The 19,210-nt window shown below is 70.0% G+C and carries 15 protein-coding genes, 1 tRNA gene, 1 other RNA gene and 1 pseudogene; 14 read left to right on the top strand and 4 right to left on the bottom strand.

Features of this window, described 5'->3' with window-relative positions:
• A partial coding sequence (locus tag VFB40_RS09560; RefSeq protein WP_324849040.1) for a tyrosine-type recombinase/integrase occupies positions 1-1,062 on the top strand: 1,062 nt, incomplete at its 5' end.
• 64 nt (positions 1,063-1,126) lie between these two features.
• Here the strand turns inward: VFB40_RS09560 and VFB40_RS09565 are convergent.
• Positions 1,127-1,211 (bottom strand) — tRNA-Ser (locus VFB40_RS09565).
• Between the two features lie 96 nt (positions 1,212-1,307).
• On the opposite strand from VFB40_RS09565, the gene ffs reads away from it, so the two are divergent.
• From ffs to VFB40_RS09610, 9 genes and pseudogenes are all read left to right on the top strand, one after another.
• An RNA gene (gene ffs, locus VFB40_RS09570) (signal recognition particle sRNA small type) lies at positions 1,308-1,404 on the top strand.
• A gap of 94 nt (positions 1,405-1,498) precedes the next feature.
• A complete protein-coding gene (locus VFB40_RS09575; RefSeq protein WP_324849041.1) occupies positions 1,499-3,700 on the top strand; it encodes a DNA polymerase III subunit gamma and tau in 2,202 nt (733 codons plus the stop codon).
• Positions 3,701-3,910: 210 nt separating this feature from the next.
• Complete coding sequence (locus tag VFB40_RS09580; protein WP_324842470.1) at positions 3,911-4,228, top strand: YbaB/EbfC family nucleoid-associated protein; 318 nt, start codon at positions 3,911-3,913, stop codon at positions 4,226-4,228.
• Positions 4,229-4,313: 85 nt separating this feature from the next.
• Entirely contained in the window at positions 4,314-4,925 is a 612-nt protein-coding gene (gene recR / locus VFB40_RS09585; protein WP_324842479.1) for a recombination mediator RecR, read from the top strand.
• Positions 4,918-5,505: pseudogene (locus tag VFB40_RS09590) on the top strand (DUF5063 domain-containing protein); the annotation flags it as partial. The gene recR and the pseudogene VFB40_RS09590, both read left to right, overlap by 8 nt.
• Before the next feature lie 216 nt (positions 5,506-5,721).
• Positions 5,722-6,987: an aspartate kinase gene (locus VFB40_RS09595; protein ID WP_324849046.1), complete on the top strand. Its 1,266-nt coding sequence runs from the start codon at positions 5,722-5,724 to the stop codon at positions 6,985-6,987.
• A complete protein-coding gene (locus VFB40_RS09600; protein ID WP_324849048.1) occupies positions 6,984-8,078 on the top strand; it encodes an aspartate-semialdehyde dehydrogenase in 1,095 nt (364 codons plus the stop codon). The genes VFB40_RS09595 and VFB40_RS09600 overlap by 4 nt, the downstream gene beginning before the upstream one ends.
• Before the next feature lie 193 nt (positions 8,079-8,271).
• Entirely contained in the window at positions 8,272-8,928 is a 657-nt protein-coding gene (locus VFB40_RS09605; RefSeq protein WP_324849050.1) for a SigE family RNA polymerase sigma factor, read from the top strand.
• Between the two features lie 173 nt (positions 8,929-9,101).
• Positions 9,102-10,373, top strand: a complete 1,272-nt coding sequence (locus VFB40_RS09610; protein ID WP_324849052.1) for a hypothetical protein — start codon at positions 9,102-9,104, stop codon at positions 10,371-10,373.
• Positions 10,374-10,376: 3 nt separating this feature from the next.
• Here the strand turns inward: VFB40_RS09610 and VFB40_RS09615 are convergent, their stop codons facing one another.
• Positions 10,377-10,868 (bottom strand): carboxymuconolactone decarboxylase family protein, encoded by a 492-nt coding sequence (locus VFB40_RS09615; RefSeq protein ID WP_324849054.1) that lies wholly within the window; start codon positions 10,866-10,868, stop codon positions 10,377-10,379.
• Between the two features lie 46 nt (positions 10,869-10,914).
• Between VFB40_RS09615 and pdxR the strand changes: the two genes are divergently transcribed.
• The 3 genes from pdxR (at position 10,915) to VFB40_RS09630 (ending at position 14,369) form a co-directional block, all read left to right on the top strand.
• On the top strand, positions 10,915-12,357 hold the full coding sequence (pdxR, locus tag VFB40_RS09620) for a MocR-like pyridoxine biosynthesis transcription factor PdxR (protein WP_324849056.1): 1,443 nt from the start codon (positions 10,915-10,917) through the stop codon (positions 12,355-12,357).
• Between the two features lie 78 nt (positions 12,358-12,435).
• The gene (locus tag VFB40_RS09625) at positions 12,436-13,734 is read left to right on the top strand and encodes a glycoside hydrolase family 125 protein (RefSeq protein WP_324849058.1); all 1,299 of its coding nucleotides are present in this window, start codon (positions 12,436-12,438) and stop codon (positions 13,732-13,734) included.
• 107 nt (positions 13,735-13,841) lie between these two features.
• The gene (locus VFB40_RS09630) at positions 13,842-14,369 is read left to right on the top strand and encodes a hypothetical protein (RefSeq protein ID WP_324849060.1); all 528 of its coding nucleotides are present in this window, start codon (positions 13,842-13,844) and stop codon (positions 14,367-14,369) included.
• A gap of 42 nt (positions 14,370-14,411) precedes the next feature.
• Here the strand turns inward: VFB40_RS09630 and VFB40_RS09635 are convergent, their stop codons facing one another.
• Positions 14,412-15,269, bottom strand: coding sequence for an SAM-dependent methyltransferase (locus tag VFB40_RS09635; protein WP_324849062.1), 858 nt, complete (start codon positions 15,267-15,269; stop codon positions 14,412-14,414).
• A 179-nt stretch (positions 15,270-15,448) separates the two neighbouring features.
• Positions 15,449-17,668 carry a pectate lyase-like domain-containing protein gene (locus VFB40_RS09640; protein WP_414642070.1) on the bottom strand — a complete coding sequence of 740 codons (2,220 nt, stop codon included), beginning with the start codon at positions 17,666-17,668 and terminating at the stop codon, positions 15,449-15,451.
• 317 nt (positions 17,669-17,985) lie between these two features.
• Here VFB40_RS09640 and VFB40_RS09645 point away from each other — a divergent pair, with 317 nt between their 5' ends.
• Positions 17,986-19,020, top strand: coding sequence for a LacI family DNA-binding transcriptional regulator (locus VFB40_RS09645; RefSeq protein WP_324849066.1), 1,035 nt, complete (start codon positions 17,986-17,988; stop codon positions 19,018-19,020).
• Positions 19,021-19,210: the final 190 nt, after the last annotated feature.

A 19,210-nucleotide genomic window follows, 5' to 3' on the forward strand; every position in this document is an offset into this window, starting at 1 on the left:
CCCGTTTGGACCATGGAGAAGTGGCTCACGCATTGGGTGGAAAACATCTCCGCGCCCACCGTCCGCGACACCACGGCCGACGCCTACCGCAACGCCGTCTATAAGCACCTTGTGCCCGGACTGGGCGCGCACCGTATCGAGCGAATCCAGCCGGAGCACTTCGAGAAGCTCTACCGCAAGATGCTCGCAGCCGGTCACAAGCCCGCCAACGCGCACCAGGTCCACCGCACTGCACGCGCCGCGCTGAATGAGGCGCTAAGGCGCGGCCACATCACCCGCAACCCTGCCGCCCTGGCAAAACCGCCGCGTGTCGAGCAGGAGGAAATCGTCCCGTACGAACTCGAAGAAGTTCAGAAGATACTGGCCACAGCAGCCAACCGCCGCAACAGCGCCCGATGGGCCATCGCGCTCGTACTCGGTCTGCGGCAAGGCGAAGTACTGGGCCTGAAATGGGCAGACCTCGACCTCGACGCCGCGACACTGCGCGTGCGGGAAAACCGACTCAGGCCGAAGTACCAACACGGATGCGACGGAACCTGCAGCAAACGGCCCGGATACTGCCCGCAGAAGGTCAACACCCGCAAGCCGACCGGTGAGGTCAAGTCGCGCGCCGGACGGCGCCCCATGGGACTGCCCAGCCCGATCGTCGAGCTGTTGCGTCAGCAGCGCGAGCAGCAGGAGAAGGAGCGCACCGCGGCCGGCGCGCAGTGGCAGGAAGGCGGATACGTCTTCACCACGCTGACCGGCCGACCGATCAACCCGAACACCGACTTCCACGAGTGGAAAGACCTGCTCAAGGCCGCTGGTGTCCGAGACGGACGGCTGCACGATGCGCGGCACACCGCCGCCACGCTGCTGCTCATCCTCGAAGTGGTCGACCGCACCACGCAGGGGCTCATGGGCTGGTCGGACCCGAGCATGCCCGGCCGGTACCAGCACCTCGTCAAGCGCGTCCAAACCGACGTTGCCAAGCGGCAGGAAGCCCTGGTCTGGACGGTCCCGCGACAGGCCATCGAAGGGTCAAATGCAACCGAAACTGCAACCCGCGACACGGAAGAGTGAACCTCGCCCGAGAAGGCAACAAGCCCCGATCAGCATTCGCGCTGGTCGGGGCCTGCCCTGTGAGCGGAGGATACGAGATTTGAACTCGTGAGGGGTTGCCCCCAACACGCTTTCCAAGCGTGCGCCCTAGGCCACTAGGCGAATCCTCCGCGGGCAAGCTTACCGGACGAAGGCGGGTGCTTCGCCACACCATTGCGTTCTCGGGGACCGGCTCGGGGGCCGCTCGCGATGGGCTATCCTTTTTGGCGGACCCCTCGTGTGGCGTCACCCCGCTGAACCCCCCCAGGGCCGGAAGGCAGCAAGGGTAAGCAGGCTCTGGCGGGTGCGCGAGGGGTCTTTCGCTTGCCCTCGCCCGCGATGGTCGCGATCTCTGGTTTATCCACAGGTCGGCGCGAGGAGGCCGTTCGTGTGGGTGGGAACGGCTACGCTCAGAGGCGTGTCACTCGCGCTATACCGCCGATATCGTCCCGAGACCTTCGAAGAGGTCATCGGGCAAGAGCACGTGACTCAGCCGCTCCAGCGGGCGCTGAGCAATCAGCGGGTGAATCACGCCTATCTCTTCAGCGGGCCGCGCGGCTGTGGGAAGACCACCAGCGCGCGGATCCTGGCCCGCTGCCTGAACTGCGCGCAGGGGCCGACGCCGACGCCGTGCGGGACCTGCAAGTCGTGCACGGACCTGGCGCGCGGCGGGCCCGGCTCGATCGACGTCATCGAGATCGACGCGGCCTCGCACGGCGGCGTGGACGACGCGCGCGACCTGCGCGAGCGGGCGTTCTTCGCGCCGGTCTCGGCTCGCTACAAGATCTACATCCTGGACGAGGCCCACATGGTCTCTCCGGCCGGCTTCAACGCGCTGCTCAAGGTCGTCGAGGAGCCGCCGCCGCACCTGAAGTTCATCTTCGCCACCACCGAGCCGGAGAAGGTCATCGGGACCATCCGCTCGCGTACGCACCACTACCCCTTCCGACTCGTGCCGCCGGGCGTCCTGCGCGACTACCTGGCGCAGGTCTGCGAGCGCGAGTCGGTGCAGGTGGACCCGGACGTGTTGCCGCTGGTGGTGCGGGCCGGCGCCGGTTCGGTGCGTGACTCGATGTCGGTACTCGACCAGCTGCTCGCGGGGGCGGGGCAGGACGGCGTCACCTATCAGATGGCGGTCGGGCTGCTCGGCTACACCGACGCGACGCTGCTGGACGAGGCGGTCTCGGCGTTCGCCGCGCGCGATGGCGCCGCCGCGTTCCAGGCCGTGGACCATGTGGTGGAGGGCGGGCACGATCCGCGGCGCTTCCTGGCGGACCTGCTGGAGCGGCTGCGGGATCTGGTGATTCTCGCCGCCGTCCCGGACGCCGCGGAGAAGGGCCTGATCACGGCGCCGGGGGATCAGCTGGCCCGGATGCGCGAGCAGGCCGCCGCCTTTGGTCCCAGCGAGCTGTCCCGGGCGGCCGACCTGGTCAACGCCGGGCTCCTGGAGATGCGCGGGGCCACGGCGCCACGGCTGTTGCTGGAACTGATCTGTGCCCGTGTGCTGCTGCCCAGTGCGGATGACCCGGTCCGGGGTGTCGCGGCCCGGCTCGATCGGCTTGAGCGCAGCGGTGTGGTGAGCGCAGTCAGTGACGTTTCGGCTGTCGGGATGCGGCCGGACAGCATGCCCGCGGAGCGGCCGCGGATGGCGGAGCCGGCGATGGGCGCAGCGGCGGCGTCCTACGGGGCGCCGGGGGCGGTGGCCGCTGGTGTAGGTGAGCCGGGGATTGTGGCGGCAGCGGGACAAGTACCTGCGGGGCAGGGGCAGCAGTCCGCGAATTCGGTGGACGGCGCGTTCACGCCGCCGTGGCGGAAGAGCGGCGCTGGTGCGGGCGCGGTCACAGGCGGGGGCGGGGGAGTCGGCGGTGCGGGCGAGGGGGGAGCGCAGGGAGCGGCATCCCAGGGAGCGGCACAGGGGTTGCCGTCGCAGGGGGCGACGACACTGGGGACGATGACGCAGAGTGCGGTGCCGGGGCAGACCCGCGCGGCGGCCGCGCCACAGGCAGGGGCGTCCGGCGGCGGGATGAATGAGGCGGCCTCGGTTCGTCAGGTGTGGCCGCAGGTGCTGGAAGCGGTGGCGCGGCGCAGCAAGGTCGCCTGGGTGATGCTGCAAAGCGTGCACGTGGTCGGCGTCGAGGGCAGGCTGCTCCAGCTCGGCTTTAGCAATCCCGGCCTGCGCGACAACTTCCACGGCTCGAACCGCGAGGAAACCCTGCGGGAAGCCCTGCGTGAGCTCACCGGGACCGAGTGGAAGATCGACGCACTGGTCGACCCCTCGGCCGGAACGAACGCGCCGGGCCCCATGCCGAGCGTGGCGTTCCCGTCTTCCGCGCCGACGCCGGTTACGGCTCCCACGGCGGCCGCGGTACCTCCGCCGGCTTCGCCGTCGAGCCAGGGCGCCGGAGGCGGATTCGACCAGGCGCCCGCGAGTTCCTCCGCGCCGCCTCCGTTCGCGCAACCCGCCGCACCCCCTCCCTTCGCGCAACCGGCCACGCCTCCGGAGGAGGACGAACCCGACCCCGACGACGAGGACGTGGACGACGCCGGACCGACCGCGCGAGACCTGCTGGTCCGCGAACTCGGCGCGACGGTGCTGGAAGAGAAATCCGACGCGGACTGAGGCCGCTCGGCGCTGGTCGCCTACACCACCTGCGCGACAAGCGCCGCGCGTGGACCGGAATTGCGTCATCTGTTCGTCAATCGGACAGCGCGTGGCCCCCGTCCGGCGCCCGAACCGCATAGGCTCGTTCCGTTACCGAAGACATGCCGTCGCGTCACTCGACAGCTTCAAGCCGACAAGGAGCCCAAGGTGTTTCCGGACGGGTTCGACATGGGATCGCTCCTCCAGCAGGCGCAGCAGATGCAGCAGCAGATGGAGGAGGCGCAGCGCGCGCTCGGCGAGCGGAAGGTGACCGGCACGGCCGGCGGCGGCCTGGTCACCGCCACCGTCACCGGGCTCGGCGAGCTGGTCGATCTGAAGATCGCCCCCGAAGCGGCCGACCCGCAGGACACCGAGACGCTGGCCGACCTGGTCATCGCCGCGGTGCAGGCCGCCAACGAGGAGGCCGAGAAGCTGCAGAAGGACAAGCTCGGACCGCTCGGCGCGCTGGGCGGGATGGGCGGCGGCATGCCGGGACTCGGGTTTTGAGCGCAGCGGTAATGAGTAACACGAACACGGTGGATGGACGCGCGGCCGCCTGGTCCGGCGCGAGGCGCGGAGGGCGGTGCTCGACGTGTATGAAGGCGTCGTCCAGGACCTGATCGACGAACTCGGCCGGCTGCCCAACATCGGCCCGAAGAGCGCCCAACGCATCGCGTTCCACGTGCTCCAGGCCGATCCGGTGGACGTCAAACGGCTGGCCGAGGTCCTGATCCGGGTCAAGGAGACGGTGCGCTTCTGCGAGGTCTGCGGCAACGTCGCCTCGGCCGAGCGCTGCCGGATCTGCCTCGACCCGCGCCGCGACCCGAGCGTGCTGTGCGTCGTCGAGGAGCCCAAGGACGTGGTCGCGATCGAGCGCACCCGCGAGTTCCGCGGCCGTTACCACGTGCTGGGCGGGGCCATCTCGCCGATCGACGGAGTCGGCCCGGACGACCTGCGCATCAGGGAGCTGATGGCGCGGCTCGCCGACGGCAGCGTGACCGAGCTGATCCTGGCCACCGACCCCAATCTGGAGGGCGAGGCCACCGCGACCTATCTCGCCCGCCTGGTAAAGCCGCTCGCCGTGGACGGCGCGCTGCGCATCACCCGTCTCGCCTCGGGCCTGCCGGTCGGCGGGGACCTGGAATACGCCGACGAGGTCACCCTCGGCCGGGCCTTCGAAGGGAGAAGATCACTCGATGTCTGACACTACCCGCTCCGCCGCCGCGGGCACCGCCGAAGAGGAGCTGGCCGATCAGCACCCGGCCGTGCTGGACAGCGCCGCCGAGCTCGGTGAGTTCGCCGACCAGATCTCCGACCAGATCGAATCCTTCCTCGTGGTGGTGCGGGCCGTGGCCCGCGGCGACGCGACCGACTCCGCGGTGCCGATGCTGCTGCTCGAGGTCTCCCAGCTGCTGCTGGCCGGCGGGCGGCTCGGCGCGGTGCACGACGTGGTGCCCGAGGAGCGCTTCGAGGAGGACCCGGGCCCGGACCCGGACCTCGACGAGCTGCGCGAGAAGCTGGCCGCGCTGCTCGAACCCTGCGACAGCTACCGTGAGGTGTTCGACCCGCTGGCCGCGCAGCCCGAGCTGGAGCGGCGCCGGATCTCCGACGACATCGCCACCGCGGTCTCCGACCTCGCCCACGGCCTCGCGCACTACCGCGCCGGGCGCACCCTCGAGGCGCTGTGGTGGTGGCAGTTCTCGTACCTGACCGACTGGGGACCCGCCGCCTCGGCCGCGGTGCGCGCGCTGCAGTCGATCGTGGCCCGTTCGCGCCTCCAGGAGTGACGGCCGGCCGGAGCCGAGACCGATCGCGCCACCGCGCGGCCGTTTCGCGAAAAAAGACGGCCCCGGCGCCCGCGCACCGCAGGATTTGAGACGCCGTCTCGGGATGTGAAAAGCCCTAGGTGGCGGCCGCCTGCTCGCTAAACTGGGCGGCGACCATGACTACGTGCTGGTCACGCCCTTCAGCCAAGCCGATCCCAAGTCAGGAGCGCTAACGTGGGCCTGGTCGTGCAGAAGTACGGCGGTTCCTCCGTCGCCGACGCCGACTGCATCAAACGGGTCGCCAAGCGCATCGTCGACACCAAACGGGCCGGCAACGAGGTGGTCGTGGTGGTCTCCGCCATGGGAGACACCACCGACGAGCTGATCGACCTGGCCCAGCAGGTCTCCCCGCTGCCCGAGGGCCGCGAGCTGGACATGCTGCTGACCGCCGGCGAGCGGATCTCGATGGCGCTGCTGGCCATGGCCATCGGCACCCTCGGCTACGAGGCCCGCTCGTTCACCGGCAGCCAGGCCGGCGTGATCACCGACCGCGTGCACAACAAGGCGCGGATCATCGACGTGACCCCGGGCCGCATCCGCACCGCGCTGGACGAGGGCGCGATCGCGATCGTGGCCGGCTTCCAGGGCGTCTCGCAGGACACCAAGGACATCACCACCCTCGGCCGCGGCGGCTCGGACACCACCGCGGTGGCGCTCGCCGCCGCCCTGGACGCCGAGGTGTGCGAGATCTACACGGACGTGGACGGCGTGTACACCGCCGACCCGCGGCTCGTGCCCACCGCGCGTAAGCAGCACAACGTGCGGTACGAGGAGATGCTCGAACTGGCCGCGAGCGGTGCGAAGATCCTGCACCTGCGCTGCGTCGAGTACGCCCGCCGGTTCGACGTACCCATCCACGTGCGTTCCTCCTTCTCCGCCAAGGAAGGCACCTGGATCCGCAACAGCCTGGAAGGGGCCGAGATGGAGCAGGCGATCATCGCCGGCGTCGCGCACGACACCAGCGAGGCGAAGGTCACCGTGGTGGGGGTCCCGGACAAGCCGGGCGAGGCCGCCCGGATCTTCCGCGCGGTGGCCGACGCGGAGATCAACATCGACATGGTGGTGCAGAACGTCTCCGCCGCGGCGACCGGTCTGACCGACATCTCCTTCACCCTGCCCAAGAACGACGGCGCCAAGGCCGTCGCGGCGCTGTCCAAGGTCAAGCCGCTGATCGGGTTCGACTCGCTGGCCTACGACGACCAGATCGCCAAGGTCTCGCTGATCGGCGCCGGCATGAAGAGCCACCCCGGGGTCACCGCGGTGTTCTTCGAGGCGCTCTCCCAGGCCGGGGTCAACGCGGAGATGATCTCCACCAGCGAGATCCGCATCTCGGTGGTCTGCCGCGCGGACAACGTAAAGCCGGCCGTGCAGGCCATTCACACCGCCTTCGACCTCGACGCCGACGGCGAGGCCGTGGTCTACGGAGGGACCGGACGATGAGCAGCGCGAACGGCTCCGGCCGCAACCCCTACGCCGCCAACCTGCCCACCCTGGCGGTGGTCGGCGCGACCGGCGCGGTCGGCACGGTGATGCTCGACCTGCTCTCCACCCGTGAGAACGTGTGGGGCGAGATCCGGCTGATCGCCTCGGCCCGCTCGGCCGGCAAGCGGCTGACCGTGCGCGGCGAGCAGGTGGAGGTCGTGGCGCTGAGCGAAGAGGCCTTCGACGGCGTGGACGTCGCCATGTTCGACGTGCCCGACGAGGTCTCGGCCGAGTGGGGTCCGATCGCGGCGGCCAAGGGCGTCGTCGTGGTCGACAACTCCGGCGCGTTCCGGATGGACCCGGAGGTGCCCCTGGTGGTGCCCGAGGTCAACCCCGGCCAGGTGCGCAACCGGCCCAAGGGCATCATCTCGAACCCGAACTGCACCACGCTCTCCATGATCGTCGCGATGGGCGCGCTGCACGCCGAGTTCGGCCTCACCTCGCTGATCGTGGCCTCGTACCAGGCCGCCTCCGGGGCCGGGCAGATCGGCATCGACACCCTGCGCGAGCAGCTGGCCAAGGTGGGCGGCTCGCAGACGCTCGGCTCGCAGCCCGGCGACCTGCGCCGCGCGGTCGGCGACCTCGGCCCGTTCCCCGCTCCGCTGGCGCTGAACGTGGTGCCGTGGGCCGGTTCGCTCAAGGACGGCGGCTGGTCCTCGGAGGAGCTGAAGGTCCGCAACGAGTCGCGCAAGATCCTCGGGCTGCCGAACCTCAAGGTCTCGGCGACCTGCGTGCGCGTCCCGGTGATCACCACGCACTCGCTGGCCGTGCACGCCGCCTTCGAGCGGGAGATCACCGTGGAGCAGGCCCGCGAGGCGCTGCGCGACGCGCCGGGGATAGTGCTGTGCGACGACCCGGCGAACGGCGAGTTCCCGACGCCGAACGACGTGGTCGGCACCGACCCGACCTGGGTCGGCCGGATCCGCTCCAGCCTGGACGACCCGCGCGAGATCGAGCTGTTCGTGTGCGGCGACAACCTGCGCAAGGGCGCCGCGCTGAACACCGCGCAGATCGCGGAGCTGGTCGCGAAAGAGTTCGCCCGGGCCTGAGCGGGACCGAGGCGCGCTGACTGACAGGACGACATCACCCGCGCGGGGGTTTTTCCGGCGGAACCTCCCCGTGCGGCCCGTTCGGATGGGATCCTGCCCTTCGTGAAAACCCCCGGTACACCGTCCACAGTTCCACTCGGATGGGGTACAACGCTGGAGGGGGTTCGAATGTCTAACTGCTGTGACTGCCACCATGATCGACCCGAGCTTGGACATAGCGGGCCGGCGCGCGAACGCCGGTCCGTTGTCCGCTCTGGTCGGCATGCCGGAAGCCACGAACACGCCGGACGTGCCCGTGTCGATCGATCCGCCGGAATCGCCGCCCGCCGTCGCTGGGGGCGCGGTGGCGACTGACGTCGATGTGACGGCCGATCTGCTGACGGACACCTACCAGACCCACTACGCGTCACTGCTGCGGCTGGCCGCCCTGCTCCTCGACGACCTCGGCTCCTGCGAGGACGTCGTCCAAGAGGCGTTCATCAGGGTGCACGCGGCCCGCAGCCGGGTCAGGGAGCCGGAGAAGCTGCTGGCCTACCTGCGGCAGACCGTGGTGAACCTCTCGCGCTCTACGCTGCGGCGGCGGCTGATCGGCCTGCGGCTGCTGCCCAAGCCGATGCCCGACGCGGCCAGCGCGGAGGAGGGCGCCTACGACGTCCTGGAGCGTGACGCGCTGATCCAGGCGCTGCGCGGTCTGCAACGCAGGCAGCGCGAGGTGCTGGTGCTGCGTTACTACGCGGACATGACGGAGGCTCAGGTAGCCGCGGCGCTCGGCGTGTCGATCGGTTCAGTGAAGGCTTACGGCTCGCGCGGCATCGAGGCGCTGCGCGCCCGCATGGAGGAGCATCGATGAGCAAGGACGGCGTCGTCCCGCCGCAAGGTGGGCCATCGCGCCGCCCGGCCGGGGGGCCTGCGAACCATTCGGGGGCCGAAAGACCCCAGGGCCCGGCGGCGCGGCGGTACGGAGCGCAGGGCCACGCGACTTCGGAGCACACTTCCGAGCTGCTTGGCCCGGACGAGCAAGCTATGAGCGGTCCCCTCGCGGGTGACGGCGGTGCGGGGGAGCACCGGGAGCAGGACGACCGCGGCGCGGCCTGGCACGGCCCCGCCGCCGCCTCCTCCGCCGCGGGCCCGGCCCGCGACCGCGGCGACCGCTTCGGCGAGAGCGCGGTCCAGCAGGCGGCGCTCAGCGAGGGCCTGCTTTCCGCGGCCGAACTCGATCTGGCGCAGGCGTTGCGGACCCGAGTGGCCGCGGTCGGCGTGTCCGGCCCGCCGCCCGGCGGCCTGGCCCGGATCCGGCGCAAGGCGCGCACCCGCCAGCGCAACCGCATGGTGCTCGCGGGCAGCGCGGGCGTGCTCATGCTCGCCATGGCGGTGACCATGGCGACCGGCGACCGTTTCGACATCGTGCCGACGCTCACCGGGGCGGTCGGCCTCGGCGGCGGCTCCGGTTCCGGCGGCCCGAGCGGCGGCGACGGTTCGTCCCAGGCCGCGACGGCCGCCAACGGCGGGCACGCGGTCTGGCCGACCGGCACCGGCGGCAAGACCGGTCTGGCCATCGGCCCGGTAGGCCCGGTGGTGGCCACGCCGTCCGCCGCCGCGGCCGCGAGGGTGCCGCTGTGCACCGCGGCGCTGCTCAAGACGGCGACCACCCTCGGACCCCTGGTGCACGGCATCGAATACGGGCACGTGGACGCGGTCGCGCAGAGCCCCTGCGTGGTGGTCGGGCCGCCGGTGCTCACGGTCGCCAACGAGGCGGGGACGGCCGACTCCTCCGTGGACATCGTCAAGGAGGACGTGACGCAGGCGCCGCTGCTGCCGAACGTGCCGACCTGGGGCACCGCGATGGTGCTCAAGGCCGGGCAGGCTTACCAGTTCCAGTTCGCCTGGGCCTCGGTGGCCTGCCCGCAGCCGGCGGTGACCCCGTCGCCGAGCCCGTCCACGTCCCTGAGCTCCATGTACTACCTGGGTTACGCGGTCACCGGCACGACGCCGACGGCCGTGGTGACGCTGACCGCGAACTGCGGCGCGCAGGTCTACGTGACGGACATCTACGCTCCGGGAGCCTTCCCCCTGCCGAAGTCTCCCGCTCCACCGCCGACCAGCGCGTCCTCGTCCCCGGCAGCTCCGCCGCCGTCGAGCCCGTCGCCGCAGAGCTCCACGGTGACCACGTCGCCGCCGGACACGACCAGCCCCGCGCCATCTGCCTCCTCCGCCGCCTCGAACTCCGGAACGGGGAGCGGCGGAGGAACCAGCAGCGGTACGGGCAGCGGGAACGCGACGACCTCCTCCGGTTAGCCGTCAGCCGAGCGGCCACGGCCGCGCGGTGGCGCCCAGCCGGTTCCACGTGTTGATCACGGCGATGGCCCAGATCAGCTCGGCGAGTTCGACCTCGCTGAACTGCGCCGCGGCACGGTTGAACACCTCGTCGCCGACCTCGCCGTCGGTCAGCCGGGTGGCCGCCTCGGTCAGTTCCAGCGCGGCCCGCTCGCGCGCGGTGAAGAACGGTGTCTCGCGCCACACCGGCAGCGCGTATAGCCGCTGCTCGCTCTCGCCGCCCTTTCGAGCGTCGCTGGTGTGCATGTCCACGCAGTAGGCGCAGCCGTTGAGCTGCGATGCCCGTGTGCGCACCAGTTCCAGCAGCGGCGCTTCCAGGGAGATCTTCCGGGCCGCCGCGTCCAGCGCGTACATGGCCTTGTTGATGTGCGGGACGAGTTCGTCCACGGCCAGCCGGACCGGCGGAACGACGCGCTGGGCGGACTGAGTGCTCTGAGCTGTGGTCTCTGTAGTCATGGCTCTACCGTACGGCCACAGTGGACCGATGCTAAGGTCCAATATCGTGTCCGATTTCTGGTCCACTTTCGGGGTCGATCTCCACGTCGACGTCGATCCGGCGTCCGGTCGGCGCTCCGGGCTCGAGCACGCCCTGCGTGACGCCGTCCGCTCCGGGCGCCTCTCGCCGGGCGCGCGCCTGCCCTCCACGCGAGCGCTCGCCGCCGAACTCGGCCTCGCCCGGGGAACCGTCAGCGCCGCGTACGACCAACTCGTCGCAGAGGGCTACTTCGTCGCCCGCCAAGGCTCGGGCACCGAGGTAGCCGACCTCGCGCAGCGCCCGCCAGAGGTCGCCGACGCCGCGGTCACCAGCCCGGTCCCCCTGCACGACCTGCGCCCTGGCAGCCCTGACGTCTCGACCTTCCCCACGACTGCCTGGCTTCGGTCAGTACGCCGCGCGCTTAACGCAGCGCCCGCAGACGTGTATGGGTACGGCGACGCCCGCGGCCGCATCGAATTGCGTACCGCACTCGCCGAATACCTGGGCCGAGCCCGCGGCGTGCTCGCCGACCCGGCGCAAATCGTCATCACGTCCGGCTATGTACAGGCACTCTCGCTACTCGCAGGCGTGCTTTGTCGCAGCGGTGTGGCGACGGTAGCGATGGAGGATCCCGGCGGTCCGCCCATGTACCGCGAGGTGGTCCGTCGAAGCGGGCTGAACATCGCCGCCTTGCCGGTCGATGAGCGGGGAGCGCGTACCGAGCTGCTCGTCCAGCGTGCGTTGCCAGACGTGGGCGCGGTCATCGTGACGCCCGCGCACCAGTACCCGGTCGGCGCCACCCTCCACCCCGCGCGACGCAGAACGCTGATCGAGTGGGCGCGCGCCGGCGGCGGCCTCATCATCGAGGACGACTACGACGGTGAGTTCCGCTACGATCGCCAACCGGTAGGCGCCCTCCAGGGAACCGCGCCAGATCACGTCGCCTATGTCGGCACTGCCTCCAAAACCCTCGCGCCGGGCCTGCGGCTCTCCTGGGTCGTCCTCCCGCGCCGCCTCGTCGAGCCGTTCGCCGACGCCAAGGTGCACGCCGACCACGGAACCGAAGCGCTTGGCCAGCTGGCCCTCGCCGACCTGATCACCAGTCACGCCTACGACCGGCACGTGCGCGGCGTGCGCCTGCGATACCGCCATCGCAGAGACCTGCTGGTCCAGCGCCTCGACTCGCGGCCCGCGAACCCGGCCCATGGCTTCGCCCTGCACGGAATCGCAGCAGGCCTGCACGCCCTGATCAGTCTGCCGGGCTCGGGCCCGGACGAAGCGGAGCTGCTGGCCCGGGCCGCGTCGCGCGACATCGCGGTCGGCAGCCTTGGCGATCATTGGCACGGCGGCGCCGGCCCGCGCATGCAAGGCTTGATCGTCGGCTACGGCACGCCGACCGAGCGCGCCTACCCGGCCGCGCTCGACGCACTCGCGCACCTGCTGGGCATAACCTCGCGACGTGCGCGCTAGAGCTGTCCGCGACCCCGCCCCCGGCACCGCCCCCGCCTCCGCCTCCGCACCTCCAAGCTCGAAAAACAGAGGTCTGCTTTGACCGACCCGGCCTTCGACCTGGCAGCCGTCGAGCAGCGCATCAGCACTCTCATCGCCGACGAGCAGGCAACGCAGATCGTGCTCCGCTTCTTCGCCGAGCTCCAGACCCGCACCGCGCGCCGGCTCGCCGACGGCAGCGTGTTCCTGGTCACCGGCGACATTCCGGCGATGTGGCTGCGGGACTCGGCCGCCCAACTCATGCCGCTGCTCCGCGTCGGCGCGGGCCCTCAGGCCGAGGAGTTCGCCATCGCGGTGTTCCGGCGGCAGCTGGAATACGTTCTGCTCGACCCTTACGCCAACGCCTTCAACCCCGAGCCGAACGGAGCCGGGCACGGCAAGGACGTCGCCGAGGTCCAATGCAGCGCATGGGTATGGGAGCGCAAGTACGAGGTCGACTCGCTCTGCTATCCGTTGCTGCTGGCCTACCGCATCTGGCGAGGCTACGGCCGTGCCGACATCTTCGACACGCGATTCTGGCAGGCGGTCGGCCAGATCCTCGAGCTCTGGGAAACCGAGCAGGACCACGAAAACAAGTCGCGCTATCGCTTCCGCCGCAGGCGCGTCCTACGTCACAGCACGCTGACGCGCGGCGGCCGCGGACCTGAAGTCGCCGTCACCGGCATGACGTGGAGCGGATTCCGCCCAAGCGACGACGCGACGCGCTACGGCTACAACGTGCCCGGCAACCAGTTCGCGTCCCTAGTCCTCGGCCGGATCAGCGAAATCGCCGAGGCCCATACCGCCCCTGACCCGGACCAGATCGCCCGCGCCAAACGGCTACGAGCCGAGATCGACGCCGGGATCCGCGCCCACGCGGTGATCGACGACCCAGACACCGGGCCGCGCTGGGCCTACGAGGTCGACGGCCGCGGCGGCGTCCTGGAGATGGACGACGCGAACATCCCCAGCCTGCTCGCCCTCCCGCTGATCGGCTACTGCCGCGCCGACGACCCGGTTTACCGCGCGACGCGCGCCTTCGTCCTGAGCGAGCGCAATCCCTACTTCTACCGCGGCTCGGCAGCCTCGGGCGTCGGCAGTCCGCACACGCCGCGCCGCCACGTCTGGCCGATCGCCATCGCGACCGCAGGCCTCACCAGCACCGAACCCGCCGACAAGCGCGCCGCGATCGACACACTGCTGGCGACCCACGTCGGTACGACGCGCATCCACGAGTCCTTTCACGTCGATCGGCCGACGTCGTGGACCCGCGGCTGGTTCTCCTGGGCGGAAGCCATGTTCAGCGAACTCGTCCTGGACTACTGCGGCTACCGGCATCCGGACGTGGAGCCGGCGTGAACTGCTGCCAGCCGGCCGCGACGCCCTGAGACGTCGCTCTGGCGAAACCGCGGCACGCACCGGCCGAATCCGGGCGCGTCGCTTCCGGCGCGTGGTCTACTTCGGCGATGAACCTGGCGGTGCAAGTGTTCATCGACCGCGAAGACGGCGAGCGGGACCTGTTCGACCCGCCGAGCGCCGCGGACGGCGAGGCCGGCTACGACTCGTGGCGCGACACCGTCTGGGGCTCGCGACAGGCACGCGCGCTCGGCGCCGTGCTCCTCCCGAAGCTCGCGGACGGTGACCTGTACGTCGAGCCCGACGAGGTCGAAGAGTTCTTGCTGGAATGCGCCCTGCTGCGCGACAACCTCGACGCTCTCGTGCCCGGCATGGACGCGCTCGACCCGCACCCGGCCGGCCGCCTGGTGAGCACAGGCACCGAGGTCAGGTTCGAATCCGGCGACATGGCCGCGGACTTCCGGCAGACAGTCGCCGATCGCCTGGCCAATATCGCGGCCGCCGCGAGGTACGCGCTGGTCGTGGGCGGCGGCGTCGCCATCTCCACGGCCATCTCCACGGCCACCTCGTCGAGCCCCGACTCCTCGGAAGACGCCCCGCCTCACACGCCGGACGCGAACGCCGAGCAGCAGCCCTAGTTAATCCTCAGTCCTTCGCGGATCCATCAGCGCCCACAAGCTCTACAAACGCTTGATCCCCATGCCTGCGTACCCGGCGCGCGGACTGGCCGCGTCGGCAGCAGCGGTAACAGCAGCAGCAGCGGCGCCCGCAGACGGCTCGTCCGGCTCCGGATGCCACTCGGGCACCCACACCACGCCGGGCTCGACCAGCTCGAAGCCCTCGAAAAGGGCCTGCACCTCGGCACGAGTGCGCAGGCTCACCGAGCCGACTTCGCGTTCGTACATCTTCCGCGCCGTCTGCAAGTGGCTGGTCGGCATGCCTTCCGTGTCGCGGCTCCCATGCGCGATGACCAGCGCGCTGCCGGGGGCGAGCGCGCCGCGATAGGCGGCGAGAATCCCGCGCGGGTCATCCGCATCGGGCACGAAGTGCAGCACCATCACCATCAGCAGCGCGATCGGCTTGTCGAAATCGAGCAGCCCGCGCAGCTCCGGCGAGGCGAGCACCCGCGCCGTGTCCCGAAGGTCAGCCTGAATCGCCGTGGTCTGCTTGTCCCCGGCGAGGATCTGCCGGGTGTGCGCCACCGCTACCGGATCGATGTCCACATACGCGACGCGCGCGTCCGGTGTCGCCCGCTTCGCCACCTCGTGCACGTTGCCGACCGTCGGAATGCCGGACCCCAGATCGATGAACTGGGTGATCCCCGCCCGGACGCAGTGCTCGACCGCGCGGCGCAGGAAGGCGCGGCTGAGCCTGGCCATCTGCGGCCCTTCGGGCATCAACTCCAGGGTCTTGCGCGCTACCTCGCGGTCGACGGCGAAGTTGTGTGAACCGCCGAGGAACCAGTCCCAAATCCTGGCCACGCTCGGCTGGTCGATCGCCACGTCGCCGGGCGCCCACGCGGGCCGGTCCGTCGCCATGATCGCTTCAGCCTCCCTCTTAACGCCCTTATGCCCTCATGTCTTCAGGCCCTTAAGCGCGGCTGATTACCGCGATACGCGCCAGCATAGGCGGGCGCCTGTCAGCAAGACGCGCCCCACCCCGCCATTCGCGGAGTGGGGCGCGTGCTCGTTAGTGCGTTACTTGGTCATCGTCGGCGTTACGGCCCTGAGGTCAGGTACGTCACCGTGTTGCCCGAGTTCACCGAGCCGCCGGAGTTGTTGATGACATGGCTGATCGTTCCAGTGCCGCCCAGCGAGACAGTCACCATGTCGTGGAACGACGAGCCGCTGCTCGGCACCTCGATGGCGCGGTCGGCGACCACGCTGGAGTTGGCGCTGAAGTAGCAGTACACGCCGAGCCCCCACGCCTGGTGCGAGGTGACCGAGTTCGAGACCTTGTACGACGGATATCCGTTCTCGCCGCCGGGCGTCCAGCTGCCGTTGTTCGGCACGTCGTACGGCATCTCGGACTGGTAGAAGTACGTCCGGCCGCCGTTGCCGTTCCACAGGGTCTGGTACTGCTGGTAGTGCTCGACCGCGAGACCGTACATGGTCACGTTCGCGCCGTTGACGACCAGGCCGTTGGCGGCCGGGTTCGTCGTCCAGCCGTACGTGTTGTCGTTGCCGTGGTCGGCTCGCCAGATCCAGTTGTCATCGCCGATGGTGTTGGCGCTGTTGACGACAAGCGACTGGGTCGCCCGGCCGGCCACGTCGCCGCCGACCCGGAAGAAGACGTCCTGAAGCTCGATCGGGTCGCTCGCGTGGCTGGCCGAGGAGCCCGCCGGGCCGATCTGGACCAGCGTCTGGCTGTTGCTCGTGCCCGCGCTGATGAGCAGGCCGGCGATGTCGATGCCGTTCACGTCGGCCGTGGTGATCGCGGCGACGCCGTTCTGCGGCATCAGCGTGGCCAGGCCGAGGCCGAGCACGACGGTGTCCGGGCGGGTGATGTTGAGCGGCGCGGACAGCTGGTAGACGCCCGGGGTGAACAGCAGGTTCAGGCCCGAGGCGAGGGCGTTGTTGATCGTCGTCGCGGTGTCGCCGGATTTGACGATGTAGAACTGCGAGATCGGGATCGAGGTGCCCGCCGTAGAGCCGCCGGTCCAGTCGGGGCCGACCGCGTTGGTGCGCAGCGACGGCACCATCACGTTGTAGAGCCCTGACGAGTCGACGTACAGGTACGGCTTCTCACGCATCGTCGGTGAGGAGGAGACGGTCGTGTACGTCGGGAAGGACTGGCCCGGCGCGCCGTTGTCGCCGACGAACACCATGTTCCAGTTCGAACCCGCCCAGCTGCCCATCGAGGTGTCCTGCGTCAGGTACTGCTGCTGCGTACCCGAGTTGATCTGCCCGGAGATGCGGGAGTCGCCGATGTAACCGCCGGAGGACCAGTTGCTGCTGTTGTTGCCCGAGGTGTAGTCGTCGAGCGTCACGTTGCCGTGCACGTCGACCCGGCGGAACGGGTCGGCCTGCGAGACGGCCCACTCCAGCGTGCCGGAACTCGGCGTGTCGGAGACGTTCTCCACGTCGCGCCAGAAGTTCTGCGTCGCGTTGCCGCCGGACCAGGCTGCGTCGACGTGAATGCCGCCGCCGGTCAGCGACACGTTGTCCGGTGACGCGCCAAGGCCGGCGACCTGCGTGTAGAAGCCGACCGGGACGTCGACGTTGTAGCTGCCCGGCATGAACAGCATCGCGTACCGGTTCGTGCCGAACTGGTTGCTCTGCTGGGAGTTGTAGATCGAGTTGATCGTCGACTGGATCGACGAGGACGACATCGAGGGCGTGAAGATCTTCACGTTCGGGCCGAGGTCCGGGTTGCCCGGGTTGGGGCTGCCGGTCGGGCTCGCCGTCGGGCTCGGTGAGCCGGTCGAGCCGCCGACCACGTTCAGTGCGAAGGACTGGGCGCCGGTGCCGTTACAGGTGTACTGCTGCAGCTGAACGCCGTCGGCCGTCGACGCGCTCGGCGTGTCAAGGCACAGGCCGCTGTAGTGGTTCACGAAGTGGTAGTCACCGTTGCCTTCTTGCACCGGCTGCCACTCCTGGCTGCTCCAGCCGCCATCCGACCACAGGTGGATCAGCGCGCCGCTCGACGTAGAGGGCCCGTCCACGTCGATCGCCGGCTGCGCGCCGTTGGAGTTGACGATCACGTAGTAGCCCGAGTCGGCGGCTGTTCGCAGCTGCCACTGCTGCGCGCCGGTGCCATTGCACGTGTACTGCTGTACCGCCGTGCCGTTCGCGGTGGACGCCGCGGCCGCGTCGACGCACTTGCCGCTGTTGGCGTTCACGAAGTCGTACCAGGCGCTGGTGGAGACGGCCGCGCTCGCGCTGAGCATGGTGACCGTCGTGATCCCGGCGGCGACCACAGTCGCCGCCGCGCCCATGGCGACGACCCGGCGCGGGTCGCGCGGGCGCCGTATCAAGCGTTTCAAAGCATCCTCCTCGGAGGAGTGGGCAGTCGCTTTCTGAAACAAACGTTGTATGAAACGAGTGCCTTGCGACGCTGGCCGCAATCCTCAGCACTGCATTGCCGACAAGCGGCTTTACGGGGCGGATAGCTGTGAAACGTGGCCTGCAACAGGCGTTGCGGGAAGGAAAGCAGTCTGCCTAGATGGTGTCAAGCCGACGGCGCGCACGCAGAGCATTCCCGCACGTCATCGCATCGCCTATGCTCTGACTGTGACAATCCCGGGTGTTGCAGATGGCTAGCCCTGGCGCAGGCGTCGGCGACGGCCGCGCAACGGTCCGCGCGCTCGCCGCGCACCTCGGGGTTTCGGCCGCCACGGTCTCGCGCGCGCTCAACGGGCACGCCTACGTCTCCGAGACGACCCGCCGCAGGGTGCAGGAAGCCGTCGAGCAGCTGAGCGGCCAGGCTCCGCAGCCCAGGCCCCGGCCCCGCACCCAAGGCATGGTCTTCGTGCGCTGCCCGTATGAGCTGACCGACTACTTCGGGCCGATCGTGTCCTCGATCGCTGAGACGCTGCGGCTGCACGGCCGCGAAATGCTGCTTGACGCGGGCGGCGCCGGCTACCACGACACGGTGCTGCGCCGGCTGCCCTCGCGGCGGGACGTCGCCGGAGCCGTGTTGATCCTGCCGCCCGAAGACGTGGCCGATCTGGAGTCGCTGCGCTCGGCGGGCACCCCGTTCATCGTGATCGATCCGCGCGTGCGCGTGCCCAAGGACATGCTCGCCGTCTCCGCCGCGAATTTCGCCGGCGCGCGCGACGCGACCGCACACCTCACCGCGCTCGGCCATCGCCGCATCGGCGTCATCTCGGTCGCTCCCGCCCTCGCCGCCGGAGAGGCGCGCATGGCCGGGCACGCCTCCGCGCTCGCGCAGGTGGGCGAGCTCGTCGATCCCGAGCTGATCCGGTCCGGCGAACCGGTCACCCCCACCGGCGAGAAACTCGGCGGCGAGCTGCTCGACCTTCCGCGGCGCCCGACGGCGATCATCTGCTTCAACGACAAGGTGGCCGTGGGCGTGCTGCACGCCGCGGCGGACCGGCAGTTGAACGTGCCCGGGGATCTCTCCGTCGTCGGCTTCGACGACATCGACGTCAGCCGCTCGACGACACCCAAGCTGACCACGGTCCGTCAGCCGCTGCAGGAAATGGGGCGCATGGCCGTCACGGCTCTGATGCGCGTGCTCGACGGGCACCAGGCCGAAGCCCTGCACATCGAGCTGGCTACCGAGCTCGTCATCCGCGACAGCACCGCCCCCGCGCCGGTTCGCTGAGCCGCTAAGCGTGCACGCCATGGTGCGGCGGATGGGGGAGCATCCGCCGCACCAGGCGATTCCCTATGCGATCCCTGAGAGGGCAATAAGTGAGTCTTATGCCGTTTTGCCTGCTGGTGTGGATCAGGGTTGCTGGTCGGCGGAGGTGGACTGTGTCTGGAGACAGGGCTGTGCGAACAATCCGGGTTCG

Origin of the sequence: Actinocrinis sp. (genome assembly GCF_035650855.1) — a bacterium.
Lineage (GTDB): Bacteria > Actinomycetota > Actinomycetes > Streptomycetales > Catenulisporaceae > Actinocrinis.

Bases quoted from the DNA above. Each gene is read 5' to 3' on its own strand.
- VFB40_RS09635 (WP_324849062.1), bottom strand. From the start codon at position 15,269: ATGGCGACGGACCGGCCCGCGTGGGCGCCCGGCGACGTGGCGATCGAC.
- VFB40_RS09615 (WP_324849054.1), bottom strand. From the start codon at position 10,868: ATGACTACAGAGACCACAGCTCAGAGCACTCAGTCCGCCCAGCGCGTC.
- VFB40_RS09580 (WP_324842470.1), top strand. From the start codon at position 3,911: ATGGGATCGCTCCTCCAGCAGGCGCAGCAGATGCAGCAGCAGATGGAG.
- VFB40_RS09610 (WP_324849052.1), top strand. From the start codon at position 9,102: ATGAGCGGTCCCCTCGCGGGTGACGGCGGTGCGGGGGAGCACCGGGAG.
- VFB40_RS09600 (WP_324849048.1), top strand. From the start codon at position 6,984: ATGAGCAGCGCGAACGGCTCCGGCCGCAACCCCTACGCCGCCAACCTG.
- VFB40_RS09645 (WP_324849066.1), top strand. From the start codon at position 17,986: ATGGCTAGCCCTGGCGCAGGCGTCGGCGACGGCCGCGCAACGGTCCGC.
- VFB40_RS09630 (WP_324849060.1), top strand. From the start codon at position 13,842: ATGAACCTGGCGGTGCAAGTGTTCATCGACCGCGAAGACGGCGAGCGG.
- VFB40_RS09640 (WP_414642070.1), bottom strand. From the start codon at position 17,668: ATGGGCGCGGCGGCGACTGTGGTCGCCGCCGGGATCACGACGGTCACC.
- VFB40_RS09605 (WP_324849050.1), top strand. From the start codon at position 8,272: ATGATCGACCCGAGCTTGGACATAGCGGGCCGGCGCGCGAACGCCGGT.